The organism is Halomonas sp. (genome assembly GCF_034520545.1).
Classification (GTDB): Bacteria; Pseudomonadota; Gammaproteobacteria; order Pseudomonadales; family Halomonadaceae; genus Halomonas.
Genome location: NZ_JAXHNN010000010.1, coordinates 772,104 through 785,319, shown reverse-complemented (window position 1 = coordinate 785,319; position 13,216 = coordinate 772,104). Strand labels below are relative to the sequence as shown.

Sequence of the window (13,216 nt, the reverse complement as noted above, 5' to 3'; positions counted from 1 at the left end):
GTTCGGAGCAAACACATGAAACGCAGCAAGACGATGGAGCTCGGGGTCGGCCTGTTCATGTTGGCCGGCATCCTGGGCCTGGTGTTCCTGGGGCTGAGGGTCAGCGGCCTGAGCCTCGCCCTGCCCAATGAGACCTTCCAACTGGAAGCCAACTTCTCCAGCATCGGCGGCCTCAAGCCGCGAGCTCGGGTGACGCTGGCCGGCGTCACCGTGGGCCGAGTCGAAGTCATCGAGTTGGATACCGAATGGTATGATGCGCGCGTAGTGATGGAGTTGGACGGCCAGCTGGAGGGCCAGCTGCCCGAGGACAGCACCGCCGCCATCCTCACCGCGGGCCTGCTCGGTGAACAGTACGTGGGACTCTCGATGGGTGGGGCGTCCGAGACCCTTGCCGATGGCGATATTTTGCGTGATACCCAGTCTGCTATGGTTCTGGAGGAATTGATCCAGCAGTTCGTGACCAACATGATCAAGGAGTGAACGAAATGAAGAAGATGTTGAGTTTTCGCGCGCTGTTTGCAGGGCTCTGCTTGATGCTGATGACGTTGCCGGTGATGGCCGCTCAGCCCGACCAGAACCCCGAGCAGATGATACGTGCCAGCATCGACGAGCTGATGGCGCGGATCGAGGGGCGAGAGGATTACTTTGCCGACAACCTCGATGAGCTCGAGGCCATCGTCGACGACAGTCTCGAGGAGGTGGCCGACTTCCGTTACATCGCCGCCAGCGTGATGGGACGCTACTTCGGCAATGCCACACCGCAGCAGCGTTCGCGCTTCGCCGCGATCTTTCGCAAGACCTTGATCGATACCTATTCCAAGGGTCTTGTCACCTTCGACTACCGCGAGATTCGGGTACTCGATAACCAGCAGGCCTCCCGCTACGAGGATCAGGCCAGCGTGGCCATGGAAGTGGTGGCCAACGATGGTTCCGTCTATCCCGTCAGTTACTCACTCCGCCTGGATGATGGGCAGTGGAGGGTGGTCAACGTGATCGTCAACGGCATCAACCTCGGGCTGACCTTCCGCAACCAGTTCGACCAGGCGATGCGCGACCACAATCGCGACTATGATGCGGTCATCGACGGCTGGGCACCCGAACTCGCCGTCGAGGAGCTGGAGGAGGGCGGCGACGCATGAGCGTGCTGCTGGAGCAGGGCAGTTCCTGGCTTGAAGACGAGGGCTGTCGACTGGTCGTGACCGGCGAAGTCGGTTTCGAGGTCGCCTCGGCGATGGCCGAGGCCGGTCGTGCCTGGCTGGCCGAGCTAGCGGACGGCAGCGAAGTGGTCTTCGATCTGAGCGGCGTCGAGCGCGTCAGCAGTGCCGCGCTCAGCGTGCTGCTGGAGTGGAGCCGCCAGGCCCGGGATGTTGGCGTCGAGGTGGTTTCTGTGCGGCTCTCGGCCCCCCTAGAGCGCCTGACCCGGTTGGCGGGGCTCGACACCCTGCTGCCGCTCGGTGAGGCGGCTACTGCCTGAGTCGCTCCTCTCTTCCCATCGCCAAGCGCGGTGCTTTTCTTTACCATGGCGTGCCATGACATCCTTCGCTGCCGACGGTCACTGCCTGGCCGTCGGCAGTGTTTCCGCGACGAATCGACGAATCACAGGAGTGCCGGTGCCATGCAACCCAGCGAAGTGAAGGCGCTGCTCGAGAGCCGCCTCGACGGCTGCGAGTTCCATATCCAGGGTGAAGGATGCAACTTCCAGGTGGTGGCCGTGGGCGAGGTCTTCGAAGGACTCTTGCCGGTCAAGCGCCAGCAGATGATCTATGGCGCGCTGTCCGAGGAGATTGCTTCCGGCGCACTGCATGCGGTGAGCATCAAGACCTATACGCCGCAGCAGTGGCAGGCCGCCACCGACAATCAGGGGGCCTGACGGTCGACCTTCATGGATAAGCTGATCATTACCGGCAATGGCCCCGTCGACGGCGAGGTCTGGGCCAGTGGTGCCAAGAACGCCGCCTTGCCGATCCTCTGTGCGACCCTGCTGGCCGACGAGTCGGTGACCATCGGCAACCTGCCGCATCTCCAGGACATCACCACCACCCTCGAGCTACTCGGCCACATGGGCGTAGAGGCTGTGATGGGCGACAGGATGTGCATCCAGCTCGATGGCGCCGAGGTCTCCCACTGTCACGCTCCCTATGAGCTGGTCAAGAAGATGCGCGCCTCCATCCTTGTGCTCGGCCCGCTTCTTGCCCACTTCGGCCATGCGGACGTCTCGCTGCCCGGCGGATGTGCCATCGGTTCGCGCCCGGTGGATCTGCACCTCCGTGGTCTCGAGGCCATGGGGGCCGAGATCAGCGTCGAGGCTGGCTACATCCGGGCAAGGGTCGATGGCCGCCTGCGCGGCGCCACCATCTTCTTCGATACTGTCACCGTGACCGGCACCGAGAACCTGCTGATGGCGGCGACCCTGGCGGACGGTACTACGGTGCTGGAGAATGCCGCCCGCGAGCCCGAGGTGGTCGACCTGGCCGATTGCCTGATCAAGATGGGCGCGAAAATTCGTGGCCAGGGCAGCGACACCATCGTCATCGAGGGCGTCGAGCGGCTGCACGGCGCCTACCATGACGTCATGCCCGACCGCATCGAGACCGGTACCTTCCTGGTGGCGGCTGCGCTCTCCCGCGGGCGTGTGCGGGTGCGTAATACTCGTGCAGACATCCTCGATGCGGTGCTCGCCAAGCTCGAGGAAGCGGGGGCCACCATCACCACCGGCGAGGGCTGGATAGGGCTCGACATGCAGGGCAGGCGTCCGAAGGCGGTCAACGTGCGCACCGCGCCTTATCCGGCCTTCCCCACGGACATGCAGGCGCAGTTCGTGGCGATGAACGCGGTAGCCGAGGGCACCGCCCGGGTGGTGGAGACCATCTTCGAGAACCGCTTCATGCATGTGCAGGAGCTCAACCGCATGGGAGCCGACATCGCCCTGGAAGGCAACACTGCGGTGATTACCGGCGTCGAGACCCTATCCGGTGCGCCGGTGATGGCCACCGACCTGAGGGCCTCCGCTTCCCTGGTGATCGCGGCGATGATGGCCGAGGGCGAGACTATGGTCGATCGTATCTACCATATCGACCGTGGCTACGAATGCATCGAGGAAAAACTGCAGCTGCTGGGCGCGCGCATCCGTCGCATTCCCGGCTGAGCCGACCAACAGGCGAGACCATGAGCAAGCAACTGATTCTGGCCCTCTCCAAGGGCCGCATTCTCGAAGAGACCCTGCCGCTGCTGGCCGATGCCGGTATCGAGCCGGTCGAAGACCTGGGCAAGAGCCGCAAGCTGCTGTTCGATACCAACTTGCCGGATGTCAAACTGGTGGTGATCCGGGCTACGGACGTGCCGACCTATGTGCAACTCGGGGCGGCGGACCTTGGCGTGGCCGGCAAGGATGTACTGCTCGAGCACGGTGTCGAGGGCCTCTACGAGCCCCTCGACCTTGAGATCGCCCGCTGCAGGCTGATGACCGCCGGCGTCAGCGGGGCCGAGCCGGCCCGCGCCCGTCGTCGAGTGGCCACCAAGTTCGTCAACGTGGCGCGCCGCTACTACGCCGAGCAGGGGATCCAGGCCGAGGTGATCAAGCTCTATGGTGCCATGGAACTGGCGCCGCTGATGAACCTGGCCGACGAGATCGTCGATATCGTCGACACCGGCAACACCTTGCGGGCCAACGGCATGGAGCCGCGCGAGCTGATCGCCTCGATCAGTACCCGGCTGGTGGTCAACAAGGCAGCCATGACCATGAAACACGAACGCCTGAAACCGCTCATCGCCCACTTGCGCGAGGCGGTGGCGGCACGTCGCGATAGCTTCGCCGTGTCGGCCTCATAGCCATGCCGTCCTTGCTCGCTGCCCGGCGCCGCGACAGTCTTAAAGACAAATCCTGTTTCGAGAGGAAGTTATTGCCATGAGCCAATTCCCCACCGGCGGCGTCGACATCGCGCGGCTGTCGACTTCGCAGACCGACTTCGATAGCCGCATGGCCGACCTGCTGGCCTGGGAAGGGGTTTCCGATGCTGCGGTCCAACAGCGCGTTGACGAGATCCTGTCCGCCGTCAAGACCCGGGGCGATGCCGCGTTGGTCGAGTACTCGAACCGCTTAGATCGGCTCGCCGTCACGTCCATGGCCGAGCTGACCTTGAGCGAGGCACGGCTGCGCCAGGCTTTCGAGGGGCTTCCGGCGGATCAGCGTGATGCCCTGTCGAACGCGGCCGAGCGCATTCGCGCCTACCATGAGCATCAGAAGCCGACGTCCTGGCACTACACCGAGGCGGATGGCACCGTGCTGGGTCAGCAGGTCACGCCGCTGGATCGCGCGGGGATCTACGTGCCGGGCGGCAAGGCGGCCTATCCCTCCTCGGTGCTGATGAACGCCATTCCTGCCCATGTGGCGGGCGTTCGCGAGATCGTCATGGTGGTGCCGACCCCCGATGGTATTCTCAATGAGTTGGTGTTGGCGGCCGCCTATCTCGCCGGCGTCGATCACGTCTTTACCCTCGGCGGTGCCCAGGCGGTGGCGGCCCTGGCCTTCGGCACCGAGACGGTGCCGCGGGTGGACAAGGTCGTCGGTCCGGGGAACATCTATGTGGCCACCGCCAAGCGGGCGGTGTTCGGCCAGGTGGGCATCGACATGATCGCCGGTCCCTCGGAGATCCTGGTGGTCTCGGATGGCGGTACCGACCCGGACTGGCTGGCCATGGATCTCTTCTCCCAGGCCGAACACGACGAGGATGCCCAGGCGTTGCTGGTAAGCTGGGACCTCGAGCATCTGCAGGCGGTAGAGGCGTCGATAGCCCGGCTGCTGCCGACCCTGGAGCGTGCTCCCATCGTGCGCGAGTCGCTGGCCCGTCGCGGTGCGCTGATTCATTGCCAGGATCGGGACGAGGCGATGGCGCTGATCAATCGCATCGCCCCCGAGCACCTGGAGCTCTCGGTGGCCAATCCCGAAGGCTGGCTGCCGGAGGTGCGCCATGCCGGGGCCATCTTCATGGGACGCTATACCGCCGAGGCGCTGGGTGACTACTGCGCCGGCCCTAACCACGTGCTGCCCACCTCGGGGACGGCGCGTTTCTCCTCGCCACTGGGGGTCTACGACTTCCAGAAGCGCTCCTCGATCATCCATTGCTCGGCACAAGGCGCCGGCGAGCTCGGCAAGATCGCCTCCACCCTGGCCAGGGGTGAGTCACTCACTGCTCATGCTCGCTCGGCCGAGTATCGTCTCAAGGTGTAGCGGTTCGGCGAATGAGGCGGCCCATGACAGCGGAGGGCCCCGTCGAATGGCGTTGCCCTCTCGTCGGTGGTGGTGTCACCCCTTGTCGGGACGACGCGGTTTCGGAGTCGGGCGTTCGCCGAGCTCGATGGTTAGCTCTCGGCGCTCGCCGCCACGGACGATGGTCAGCGGCAGCTGGGTGCCGGGCGCCATCGCGGCGATGTCGCTCATGGTGCGCCGGGGGTCGAGCACCGGCTTGCCGTCGACCTCCAGCAGCACGTCGCCGGGCTGCAGGCCCGCGCGGTCTGCGGGGCCGTTCGGCACAACGCCGGCGATGATCACCCCGGCCGGCGTCTGCAGGCCAAAGGAGGCGGCGAGCTCCTGGTTGAGCTCCTGGGCCTCGACGCCCATCCAGCCGCGGATGACGCGCCCGTGGGTGACCAGCTCGTCGAGGATGTTGCGGGCCAGGTTGGTGGGGATCGCGAAGCCGATGCCCTGGGAGCCGCCGGAGCGCGAGAAGATGGCGGTGTTGATCCCGACCAGGGCGCCCTCGGCGTTGACCAGCGCCCCCCCGGAATTGCCGGGGTTGATGGCGGCATCGGTCTGGATGAAGTCCTCGTAGGCATTGAGCCCCAGGTGGCTGCGCCCGGTGGCGCTGATGATGCCCATGGTCACCGTCTGGCCGACCCCGAAGGGGTTGCCGATGGCAAGCGCGACGTCGCCTACGGCGATCCGGGTGGTATCGGTCAGTTTCATCACCGGCAGCGAGTCCAGGTCGATGCGCAGCACGGCAAGGTCGCTCTCGGGATCGGTGCCGATCACCTCGGCCAGGGTCTCGCGGCCATCGCGCAGGGCCACCTGGATCTGGTCGGCCCCGCGGATCACGTGGTGGTTGGTCAGCACGTAGCCAACGTCACTGACAATGACGCCGGAGCCGAGGCTGGAAAGCATGCGCTGGCGGCTGGGCAGCTCGTCGCCGAAGAACTGGCGGAAGAAGGGGTCCGACATCAACGGGTGTTCTTCCCGCTCGACAACCCGGCTGGAGTAGATGTTGACGACTGCCGGAGCGGCGCGCTCTACCGCCTGTGCATAGCTCGCCGGTCCCTGTTGACGCTTGATGGGCTCTGCCTGACGTACTTCCGGGGCGTCGCGTGCCTGGGACTTGTCGTCGGACTGCACCAGCACGGGAGTGGAAGGTGGGGCCGGTGGCGCGGCCGGCCGGCCGATCAGTTGCGGGAAGGCATTGAGCAGCACGATGGCCGCCAGCACGCCGATGAGGACAGGCCAGAGATAGGGGAGCAGGGTGCGTCGCATGCAGCGGGGATCCTTGTCGGCGGTGCTGGGTCGCGGGCTGTCCTCCCGCTGGTTACACTGTGTGGATTGTAACATTACCCATCCGACCACGTCCGGAGACTGCATGACGAATCGCGACGACCTGGTCGCCGCCTGCGCCCGACTGCTGGAACCTCAGCGCTTCAAGGACTACACCGTGAACGGCCTGCAGGTGGCTGGCACCGAGCGAGTCACGCGGGTCATGACCGGGGTGACCGCCTGTCAGGCGCTGCTTGACCAGGCCGTGGCCTGGCAGGCCGACCTCGTACTGGTGCATCACGGCTACTTCTGGAAGAACGAGCCGGTCACCATTACCGGCATCAAGCGCCGGCGCCTGGCAACGCTGCTGGCCCATGACATCAATTTAGTGGCCTATCATCTGCCGCTGGATGCCCACCCCGAGCTTGGCAACAACGCAGAACTGGGCCGGCGGCTGCGTTTCAGCGTCTCGGGCTGTGCCGATGGCGAACTCGGTGATGGCTTGCTGTGGCTGGGCGAACCTCGGCGGGGCCTCGATGCTGCGGGCCTGGCCCGCGACGTTGAGGCGTGCCTGGGGCGCGAGCCGTTGTTGATCGAGGCACCGAGCGGAAGCGAGATCCGACGTGTCGCCTGGTGCACCGGCGGGGCCCAGGACATGATTGTCGGCGCCCGGGAAGCCGGCGCCGATGCCTTCATCTCCGGCGAGATCTCCGAGCGCACAACCCACCTGGCCCGCGAGATGGATATTCACTATCTGGCGGCGGGTCATCATGCGACCGAGCGATATGGCGTTCAGGCCCTGGGTGATCGGCTCGCGGCCGAGTTCGGTATCGAGCACCGCTTCGTCGACATAGATAACCCTGCCTGAGCGCCAGGTATGTGCCCCGAGTGTCTGGCCGGGGCCTGCGCATCGAATGGGATGTCAGTGGCGAGTGGGCTGGGGCTTGGCGGCATCGTCGCCGTGCCTGAGGCCGAAGTCTTCGGCAAGGGTGCCACGGTCGCCGTCGGCGTAGTCCCGGGGCATGTTGGGCTCCGCAGTTGTCGCGGTGGATTCGGGGGAGACGGCCTCCATGGCCTGGCGTCTGAGCGAACGGGCGCCGAGCCGGTCCCTGGCCTCCTCGGCCTCCTGTTCGAGGCTCTGGCTTTCCCGGCGCAGGCTCTCGGCCAGGCGAGCGATACGCTCGAGGCTATCGCCCATGCCATCCTTTAGTTCCGACAGTTCTCGCTCGCGCTCGGCGAGACGCTGGCGGAGGTGCTGGGCGTTACCGGCGCCGATAACGAGCAGGTGGTAGCCCAGTGCCCCGATGCCGACGCCGGCCAGCAGGCAGGCGGTGGCCAGCACCCAATTGATGTTGGTCTCGTCCACGTTGTGCTTTCTCCCTGGAACGTTGGGCGATATGCCGCGCGAGCAGCGGGGGCGTCATCGGGCCGGACGGGGTCCGGTCACTCATTATAGGGACGACGCAGTGTGCCGGGTCAACGGGGTGGTCGGCGATGCGTAGTGAAGGTGGTATGCGTATACTACGTTTCCGCAATTGTTCCGAGTACAGGCCTCAGGAATCCCCATGAGCGAGACGCAACACCCGACGGCTTCCCCTAGTGCCCGGCATCCCGAGACGCCGATGACCCGTTATCGAGTGGATCTCGAGCGCAACGGCTTTCAGCGTGACGCCGCCCAGGAGCAGGCTGTGAAGCACTTGCAGCGTCTCTATGATGAGCTGGTGGCCACGCCGCCCTCGCGGGTGGTGCCGCAGAAGCCTGGCGGGGGGCTCAAGTCTCGGATGGCCGGGCTGTTCGGCCGGCGCGATCGCGAGGAGCCCGAGCCGGTGCTGCCCACGATCCAGGGGCTCTACTTGTGGGGCGGCGTGGGTCGCGGCAAGACCTACCTCATGGATGCCTTCTTCGAGACGTTGCCGTTCCCCGAAAAGATGCGCACCCATTTTCACCGCTTCATGCAGCGTGTGCATAACGAGCTCGAGCATTACAAGGGCGAGCGCAACCCATTGACGCTTATCGCTGCCAAGTTCGCCGCCGAGGCCCGGGTCATCTGCTTCGACGAGTTCTTCGTCAAGGACATCACCGACGCCATGATTCTGGCCAACCTGCTTGAGTCACTCTTCGCCCACGGCGTGGTGTTGGTGGCGACCTCGAACATCGTCCCCGGGGAGCTCTACAAGGAGGGGCTTCAGCGGACTCGCTTCTTGCCGGCCATCGACCTGCTCGAGCGTCACTGTCAGGTGGTCAACGTGGATTCGGGGGTCGACTACCGCCTGCGCGCCCTGGAGCGTGCCGAGATCTTCCATGCCCCGCTGGACGACGCGGCCGAGTCGGAACTGGCCCGGAGCTTCCACGAAATCGCCGGTAATGAGGGCGAGGTCGGGGCGCCGATAGAGATCAACCACCGGGTGCTGCACGCCCGCCGACTGCATGACGACGTGGTGTGGTTCGAGTTCACCGAGCTCTGCGATGGCCCCCGTAGCCAGAACGACTATATCGAGCTGGCCCGTGAATTCCATAGCGTGCTGGTCTCCAACGTCACGCGCATGAGTGGATCGACGGATGATCAGGCCAGGCGCTTCATCAACATGGTCGACGAGTTCTACGATCGGGGCGTCAAGCTGCTGATGTCCGCCGAGGTGCCGGCCGAGCAGCTCTACCGCGACGGTCGCCTGGAGTTCGAGTTCCAGCGCACGCTGTCGCGGCTCCAGGAGATGCAGTCCCACGACTATCTGGCGCTGCCCCACAAGCCCTGAACGCAATACTGCCCTTTCCCTTAGGGGTCGCGCTCGTGTAGTATGTGCGCTCGTTTGACTGTTGCCTCGTCCTGCGGGTGGAGGCAACCAAGAAAAATAGGGATGGTTCCATGCCGGATGCCCGGCGGCAGAACCCAATACATCAATTGGTGATTCATCCATGAAGACGTTCACTGCCAAACCGCAGTCCGTTCAGCGCGACTGGTTTGTCGTCGATGCTGCGGACAAGACGCTCGGTCGTCTGGCCACCGAGATCGCTCGTCGCCTGCGCGGCAAGCACAAGCCGGAATACACCCCGCATGTGGATACCGGCGACTATATCGTCGTGATCAATGCCGAGAAGGTCCAGGTCACCGGCAACAAGGCCAGTGCCAAGACCTACTATCGCCATACCGGTTATCCGGGTGGTCTGCGCTCCATGAATTTCGAGAAGATGATCGCCCATGCTCCGGAGCGTGTCATCGAGTCTGCCGTCAAGGGCATGCTTCCGAAGGGTCCCTTGGGTCGTGCCATGTACTCTAAGCTCAAGGTCTACGCAGGCACCGAGCATCCGCATGCTGCCCAGCAGCCGCAAGCACTGAACATCTGAGGGAGTCTTCGCCATGACACAGCAGTATTACGGTACCGGGCGCCGCAAGACATCCACCGCCCGCGTTTTCATGAAGCCGGGCACCGGCAAGATCACCGTCAACAGCCGTGAGTTGGACCAGTACTTCGGTCGCGTTACCGGTCGCATGGTGGTTCGTCAGCCGCTCGAACTGACCGATACCCTCGGTCAGTTCGATGTCTACGTCACCGTCAAGGGCGGTGGCGGTTCGGCTCAGGCAGGCGCCATCCGTCACGGCATCACTCGTGCCCTGATGGACTACAACGAGGACTTCCGCGGCCAACTGCGCGAAGCGGGCTACGTTACTCGCGACGCCCGTCAGGTCGAGCGCAAGAAAATCGGCCTGCGCAAGGCGCGTCGTCGCCCGCAGTTCTCCAAGCGCTGATACGCCTCGTATTGCCGCATGAAAACGCCCGGGTCCAGCGACCCGGGCGTTTTCATGCTGGATCAAGAATTTGTCGTCAGGTTTCCCGTTTGCTCAGGGAACCTTTCCTTGTGCGGGGCGACACGATTTTTTACCATACACTGCATTTGGTATCTGTGGTCGCGGGGGTTATTGTCCGTGATGGAACAACGGGTAAGCTGATGGGAGAAACCTGAAAATGGCAGATAACGGCGTAAACAAGGGTCGGCGCCGTTTCCTCGTAGGTGCCACCACCGTCGTGGGTGCGGTGGGTGCCGTCGGGGTTGCGGTCCCCTTTGTGGCTTCCTGGCAGCCTAGTGCCAGGGCTAGAGCGGCGGGTGCTCCCGTCCAGGCCGACATCTCGAAGCTCGAGCCCGGGCAGCGGATGACTGTCGAGTGGCGTGGCAAACCGGTATGGATCATCAACCGCACACCAGAGATGATCGAGCGTACTCGCAGCTTCGATCAGGACCGCCTTGCCGATCCCGCTTCCATGGTGCCGCAGCAGCCGAGTTACGTTTCCGGCGAGATGCGCTCGATCAAGCCGGAGATCGGGGTGCTCATCGGTATCTGCACCCACCTGGGCTGCTCGCCGCTCTTTCGCCCCGAGCCCGATGCCGAGGGCGTGGGGACTGACGACTGGCCTGGCGGCTTCTTCTGCCCTTGCCACGGCTCGCGCTTCGATCTGGCCGGTCGGGTGTTCACCAATGTGCCGGCGCCGACCAATCTCGAAGTGCCGCCGTATCGCTTCGACAGCGATGTGCTGATCACGGTCGGCGAACATGAGGAGACTGCCTGATGGCTAACCCGAACAAAGTCAAGGCGGAGCGCGGCTTGATGCGCTGGGTCGATGACCGCTTCCCGGCCACCCAGATGTGGCAGGACCACATGGCGAAGTACTACGCGCCGAGGAATTTCAACTTCTGGTACTTCTTCGGGTCCCTGGCGTTGCTGGTGCTGGTCAACCAGATCCTCACAGGGGTCTGGCTGACCATGAGCTACAATCCCTCTGCCGAAGGCGCTTTCGCGTCGGTCGAATACATCATGCGTGATGTGGAGTACGGCTGGCTGCTTCGCTACATGCACTCCACCGGCGCTACGGCATTCTTTGCAGTCGTCTATCTGCACATGTTTCGCGGATTGCTCTACGGCTCCTACAAGGCGCCACGCGAACTGGTGTGGATTTTCGGCATGACCATCTACCTGGCGCTGATGGCCGAGGCCTTCATGGGCTATCTGCTGCCCTGGGGCCAGATGTCCTACTGGGGCGCTCAGGTCATCATCTCGCTGTTCTCGGCGATCCCGGTGATCGGGCCCGACCTGACCCAGTGGATTCGTGGTGACTTCCTGATCTCCGGTATCACCCTCAACCGCTTCTTCGCCCTGCACGTGGTGGCGTTGCCCATCGTTATCCTGGCGCTGGTGGTGCTGCACATCATTGCCCTGCACGAGGTCGGATCCAACAACCCTGATGGCAACGATATCAAGAAAAAGAAGGATGAGTCCGGCAAGCCATTGGACGGCATTCCCTTCCACCCGTACTACACGGTGAAAGACCTCGTCGGCGTAGCGGTTTTCCTGTTCGTCTTCTGCGTGGTGATCTTCTACTTCCCGGAAGGCGGCGGCTACTTCCTCGAGAAGCCCAACTTCCAGCCGGCTGATCCGCTGACGACACCCGATCACATCGCCCCGGTCTGGTACTTCACGCCCTTCTACGCGATCCTGCGCGCGATCACCTTCTCGCTGTTCGGGCTCGACGCCAAGTTCCTCGGCGTGATCTTCATGGGCGCGGCCATCGCGGTGCTCTTCGTGCTGCCCTGGCTCGATCGCAGCCCGGTGCGCTCCATGCGCTACAAGGGCTGGATGTCCAAGGTAATGCTGGCGCTGTTCGCACTCAGCTTCGTGGTCCTGGGGGTGCTCGGGGTGTTGCCGGTCTCCGAGGGGCGGACCCTGCTGTCCCAGGTATGTACCGTCATCTACTTCGCCTTCTTCCTGCTGATGCCGTTCTATACCCGGCTGGAGAAGACCAAACCCGTTCCGGAAAGGGTGACTGGCTGATGAAAAAGCAACTGTTAGCACTGCTCTTTGCGCTGGTGCCCGTCTCGGCGATGGCCGCGGGAGGCGCGAGCGTTCCGTACTCCATGGAGCCCGACCTCCACGACAAGGCGTCCCTGCAGAACGGCATGAAGCTCTATGTCAACTACTGTATGGGCTGTCACTCCCTGCAGTACCAGCGGTTTGCGCGGGCCGCCGAGGACCTGGACATTCCCCAGGACCTTGTCGAGGAAAACCTGATCTTTTCCCCCGAATTGGCCTTCAATGACCAGATGCACATCGCCATGAGTGAGGCTGATAGCGAGGCCTGGTTCGGGGTGGCGCCACCCGATTTGACCCTCGAGTCGCGTCTGCGGGGCACCGACTGGATCTACTCCTACCTGCTGACATTCTACAAGGATCCCAGCACAGGTACCGGCGTCAATAATGTTGTCTTCCCGCTAGCCGCCATGCCCAACGTGCTGGAGCCGTTGCAGGGAGTGCAGGAAAAGGTGTGCGCTGAGACGGACAAGCCGGTCGAGGGGGCCGAACTCGATCCGCTGACAGGCAAGTATCAGTCCTGCGAGACGCTGCAGGTCACCCAGCCTGGCGAGATGGAGCCGGCCGAATTCGAGGAAGCGGTCTACGACCTTACCAATTTCCTCGCTTACGTGGGTGAGCCGTCCAAGCTGCACGCCCAGTCGCTGGGGCCGAAGGTGCTGATCTTCATCTTCATCTTCGGTGTCATCGCCTACCTGCTCAAGCGTGAGTACTGGCGCGACGTTCACTGATCCGCTATCGACGGATAGCCACGGGGCGCATGGTCGAGGGCCGTGCGCCCCTTTGTGGTTTCTGCCCGATATCGGGCAGCATGATGGCCCTCAAGCTGGGGGCTGTCGTGT

General features: G+C 63.8%; 16 protein-coding genes. 14 read left to right on the top strand and 2 right to left on the bottom strand.

Going from position 1 to position 13,216, the window contains the following annotated elements; genetic code table 11:
• Positions 1 to 15 precede the first annotated feature (15 nt).
• The 7 genes from mlaD to hisD all read left to right on the top strand — a co-directional run bounded on the left by mlaD (position 16) and on the right by hisD (position 5,227).
• Complete coding sequence (gene mlaD, locus U5L98_RS12350; RefSeq protein WP_322558584.1) at positions 16 to 480, top strand: outer membrane lipid asymmetry maintenance protein MlaD; 465 nt, start codon at positions 16 to 18, stop codon at positions 478 to 480.
• A gap of 74 nt (positions 481 to 554) precedes the next feature.
• On the top strand, positions 555 to 1,139 hold the full coding sequence (locus U5L98_RS12345; RefSeq protein WP_416208258.1) for an MlaC/ttg2D family ABC transporter substrate-binding protein: 585 nt from the start codon (positions 555 to 557) through the stop codon (positions 1,137 to 1,139).
• On the top strand, positions 1,136 to 1,474 hold the full coding sequence (locus U5L98_RS12340) for an STAS domain-containing protein (protein WP_322558582.1): 339 nt from the start codon (positions 1,136 to 1,138) through the stop codon (positions 1,472 to 1,474). Before U5L98_RS12345 ends, U5L98_RS12340 begins: the two co-directional genes overlap by 4 nt.
• Positions 1,475 to 1,615: 141 nt before the next feature.
• A complete protein-coding gene (locus U5L98_RS12335; RefSeq protein WP_416208241.1) occupies positions 1,616 to 1,870 on the top strand; it encodes a BolA family protein in 255 nt (84 codons plus the stop codon).
• 12 nt (positions 1,871 to 1,882) lie between these two features.
• Positions 1,883 to 3,145 (top strand): UDP-N-acetylglucosamine 1-carboxyvinyltransferase, encoded by a 1,263-nt coding sequence (gene murA / locus U5L98_RS12330; RefSeq protein ID WP_322558580.1) that lies wholly within the window; start codon positions 1,883 to 1,885, stop codon positions 3,143 to 3,145.
• A gap of 20 nt (positions 3,146 to 3,165) precedes the next feature.
• Positions 3,166 to 3,828 (top strand): ATP phosphoribosyltransferase, encoded by a 663-nt coding sequence (gene hisG, locus U5L98_RS12325; RefSeq protein ID WP_322558579.1) that lies wholly within the window; start codon positions 3,166 to 3,168, stop codon positions 3,826 to 3,828.
• Between the two features lie 76 nt (positions 3,829 to 3,904).
• Positions 3,905 to 5,227: a histidinol dehydrogenase gene (gene hisD / locus U5L98_RS12320; protein WP_322558578.1), complete on the top strand. Its 1,323-nt coding sequence runs from the start codon at positions 3,905 to 3,907 to the stop codon at positions 5,225 to 5,227.
• Positions 5,228 to 5,302: 75 nt separating this feature from the next.
• On the opposite strand, the gene U5L98_RS12315 is transcribed toward hisD, so the two are convergent.
• Complete coding sequence (locus tag U5L98_RS12315; protein WP_322558960.1) at positions 5,303 to 6,520, bottom strand: Do family serine endopeptidase; 1,218 nt, start codon at positions 6,518 to 6,520, stop codon at positions 5,303 to 5,305.
• A 103-nt stretch (positions 6,521 to 6,623) separates the two neighbouring features.
• Here U5L98_RS12315 and U5L98_RS12310 point away from each other — a divergent pair, with 103 nt between their 5' ends.
• Positions 6,624 to 7,385, top strand: a complete 762-nt coding sequence (locus U5L98_RS12310) for a Nif3-like dinuclear metal center hexameric protein (RefSeq protein WP_322558577.1) — start codon at positions 6,624 to 6,626, stop codon at positions 7,383 to 7,385.
• A gap of 54 nt (positions 7,386 to 7,439) precedes the next feature.
• Here U5L98_RS12310 and U5L98_RS12305 read toward each other — a convergent pair whose 3' ends face one another.
• The gene (locus U5L98_RS12305; protein ID WP_322558576.1) at positions 7,440 to 7,883 is read right to left on the bottom strand and encodes a DUF1043 domain-containing protein; all 444 of its coding nucleotides are present in this window, start codon (positions 7,881 to 7,883) and stop codon (positions 7,440 to 7,442) included.
• 199 nt (positions 7,884 to 8,082) lie between these two features.
• Here U5L98_RS12305 and zapE point away from each other — a divergent pair, with 199 nt between their 5' ends.
• From zapE to U5L98_RS12275, 6 genes are all read left to right on the top strand, one after another.
• Complete coding sequence (zapE, locus tag U5L98_RS12300) at positions 8,083 to 9,270, top strand: cell division protein ZapE (RefSeq protein ID WP_322558575.1); 1,188 nt, start codon at positions 8,083 to 8,085, stop codon at positions 9,268 to 9,270.
• Positions 9,271 to 9,430: 160 nt separating this feature from the next.
• Positions 9,431 to 9,859 carry a 50S ribosomal protein L13 gene (gene rplM, locus U5L98_RS12295; RefSeq protein WP_133482518.1) on the top strand — a complete coding sequence of 143 codons (429 nt, stop codon included), beginning with the start codon at positions 9,431 to 9,433 and terminating at the stop codon, positions 9,857 to 9,859.
• A gap of 13 nt (positions 9,860 to 9,872) precedes the next feature.
• Positions 9,873 to 10,262: a 30S ribosomal protein S9 gene (gene rpsI, locus U5L98_RS12290; RefSeq protein ID WP_322558574.1), complete on the top strand. Its 390-nt coding sequence runs from the start codon at positions 9,873 to 9,875 to the stop codon at positions 10,260 to 10,262.
• A gap of 217 nt (positions 10,263 to 10,479) precedes the next feature.
• Positions 10,480 to 11,079 (top strand): ubiquinol-cytochrome c reductase iron-sulfur subunit, encoded by a 600-nt coding sequence (gene petA / locus U5L98_RS12285; RefSeq protein WP_322558573.1) that lies wholly within the window; start codon positions 10,480 to 10,482, stop codon positions 11,077 to 11,079.
• Positions 11,079 to 12,338 carry a cytochrome bc complex cytochrome b subunit gene (locus U5L98_RS12280; protein ID WP_322558572.1) on the top strand — a complete coding sequence of 420 codons (1,260 nt, stop codon included), beginning with the start codon at positions 11,079 to 11,081 and terminating at the stop codon, positions 12,336 to 12,338. Before petA ends, U5L98_RS12280 begins: the two co-directional genes overlap by 1 nt.
• Positions 12,338 to 13,105 carry a cytochrome c1 gene (locus U5L98_RS12275; RefSeq protein WP_322558571.1) on the top strand — a complete coding sequence of 256 codons (768 nt, stop codon included), beginning with the start codon at positions 12,338 to 12,340 and terminating at the stop codon, positions 13,103 to 13,105. Before U5L98_RS12280 ends, U5L98_RS12275 begins: the two co-directional genes overlap by 1 nt.
• The last annotated feature ends 111 nt before the right edge of the window (positions 13,106 to 13,216 follow it).